General features: G+C 47.0%; 1 pseudogene. It reads left to right on the top strand.

Going from position 1 to position 728, the window contains the following annotated elements:
* Nucleotides 1-728 (top strand): annotated as a pseudogene (locus V6E90_RS21455) (YadA-like family protein); the annotation flags it as partial.

Raw genomic sequence — 728 nt, forward strand, 5'->3', positions numbered from 1 at the left:
GATGCAGTGAATGGCAGTCAATTATTCAATACTGCGAACAATGTGAAAAATCTTGTTGGTGGCAACACGACCATTGATTCGACAACAGGTGCAATCACCACAAGTAACATTGGTGGCACAGGTTCGAACACAATTGATGGCGCGATCACCAGCGTGAAAGATGCAGCAACCAAAGCGAAAACCACGGTTACAGCAGGAGATAACGTTGTAGTTACACCAACCACCAATGCAGATGGTTCAAGCAACTACCAAGTATCGACAGCGAAAGATGTGAGCTTCGACAAGGTGACTGTAGGCAGTGTTGTTGTTGATAAAGCAACGAACACGATCAAAGGTCTGAGTAACACGACGTGGAATGGCACAGCGGTATCAGGTCAAGCGGCAACTGAAGACCAGTTGGCGGCTGTAGATGGCAAGTTGGGTACATTAGACGATGCAGCAGTTAAATATGACGATGCAACGACCAAAGACAAGATCACGCTTGCGGGCGCTGGTGGAACCACGATCACGAACGTTAAAGCGGGTGCTGTAAATTCAAGCTCGACTGATGCAGTGAATGGCAGTCAATTATTCAATACTGCGAACAATGTGAAAAATCTTGTTGGTGGCAACACGACCATTGATTCGACAACAGGTGCAATCACCACAAGTAACATTGGTGGCACAGGTTCGAACACAATTGATGGCGCGATCACCAGCGTGAAAGATGCAGCAACCAAAGCGAAAAC

It is taken from the genome of Acinetobacter sp. ESBL14, assembly GCF_036668815.1.
GTDB classification, from domain to species: domain Bacteria; phylum Pseudomonadota; class Gammaproteobacteria; order Pseudomonadales; family Moraxellaceae; genus Acinetobacter; species Acinetobacter gyllenbergii.